At 50.3% G+C, this 1,769-nt stretch carries 1 protein-coding gene; it reads left to right on the top strand.

Annotation, left to right across the window (positions count from 1 at the left end):
- The first annotated feature begins 123 nt into the window (after nucleotides 1-123).
- Nucleotides 124-1,692, top strand: a complete 1,569-nt coding sequence (locus EXY20_RS38715) for an IS1182 family transposase (RefSeq protein ID WP_135557784.1) — start codon at nucleotides 124-126, stop codon at nucleotides 1,690-1,692.
- The last annotated feature ends 77 nt before the right edge of the window (nucleotides 1,693-1,769 follow it).

Below are 1,769 nucleotides of genomic sequence, written 5' to 3'. Positions count from 1 at the left end.
TGTCCCAAAAGCCATGAAAATGGCTGAGGGGGCACCCGCGTTACAATTTGTACAACAAAAAGAAACCGTTCCTTGGTAAAATGGAGGTACCACCCAACCATAAACCTAAAGGAGTCGGTTTCTTTGTACATTCAATATAGCATGGATCAACTTTTCCTACCAGTGGATTTAGCAGTAGATATTCCTGCCAATCATCTGGTTCGCGTGGTCAACGCCGCCGTAAACCGTCTCGACGATGCTATCTTCGACGCTGCTTACCCAGGAGGTGGACGAGATAGTTACCACCCCAAAATGCTTACCAAAGTCATCATTTACGCCTACACCCAGCGCATCTACTCCTCTCGTCAGATTGCCAAAGCCGTCCGCGAAAACATCATGTTCATGTGGATCGCGGGCAGGCAAAGACCAAACTTCCGCACCATCAACCGGTTTCGTTCGGAGCGCATGAAAGCCGTATTGGAGACCGTATTTACCGCGGTTCTTCAATTTCTGGCGGAAGAGAACTATGTGCAACTGGCGCATTACTTTGTAGATGGCACCAAGATCGAAGCGAATGCCAACCGGTATACCTTTGTTTGGGGTAAAGCTGCCGTGAAGCAGAAGGCCAAGCTTCAGGAGAAGGTACAGACCCTGTTCGCCGCCATTGAGGAAGCGGAGAAGCAAGAAGAAGAAACGCACGGCAACCGAGATCTTCTCGAACTGGGCGAGTCCGCTGCGCTCACCAGTGAAAAGCTGGATCAGGCGGTTCAGCAATTGGAAGAACGGCTGCAGGAAAAGCCAACAGACAAGCCGCTCAAGAAGGCGGTACGCACGCTCCGCAAGGACCTGCTCCCCCGCCTCCGGAAGTATGAGACCCAGGAAACCATTTTAGGCACGAGAAACAGCTACAGCAAAACAGATCACGATGCCACGTTTATGCGAATGAAAGAAGACCATATGCAAAACGGCCAGCTCAAGCCGGGATACAATGTGCAGATCGGCACCGAAAATCAATTCATTGTCGGCTACAGTTTGCACCAGCGGCCAACCGATACGCGTTGCCTCATTCCTCATCTTGAACAAGTAAAATCGCAATTAGGCAAGCTGCCACGCACGGTGATCGCCGACGCGGGCTATGGCGGCGAAGAGAATTATGACTACTTGGGGCAGAACGAAATCGAAGCGATCGTCAAATACAATACATACCATCGCGAAAAAAGCAGGGCCTGGCAAAAGGACGTCAGTAAGATCGACAACTGGACCTATAACGAAGAGCAAGATACATGGACATGCGCGGAGGGACAAACACTCCGATTCCACAGAGTAAGCAAGGAGAAAACAGAAAGCGGCTACGAAATAGAATACCGTCATTACCGAAGTGCTGGTTGTGAGGGCTGTCCGCTAAAGCCGCAGTGTACGAAAGCCCAAGGCGATCGTGAGATCAAAGTGAGCATGAAGTATTGGCGGTTAAAGAACCAAGCAAGGCAAAAGCTTCGCAGCGAAGAAGGCTATGCCCTGACCGTGAGGCGAATGATCGAGCCGGAGCCGGTGTTTGGTGACATAAAGAACAACCGAGGTTTTAAAAGGTTCCTGCTTCGAGGCTTACCAAAAGTAACCCTTGAAGTCGGGTGGCTTTCCCTTGCCCACAATTTGCTCAAGAAAGCAGCAGTGGATACCAAAAACCAAAGAGCTAAGCGAGAACAGGCCGCTTAGCCCCTTGATTTCTTCCGAATGCATTCCTATTTGTTTGCCGCGGGTGTTCAGAAGTTACTTTTGGGACAGCCTCATTT

The organism is Paenibacillus cymbidii, from assembly GCF_004764705.1.
In the GTDB taxonomy this organism is placed as follows: Bacteria; Bacillota; Bacilli; order Paenibacillales; family NBRC-103111; genus Paenibacillus_AN; species Paenibacillus_AN cymbidii.
This window is presented reverse-complemented; position numbering and strand designations above follow the sequence as displayed.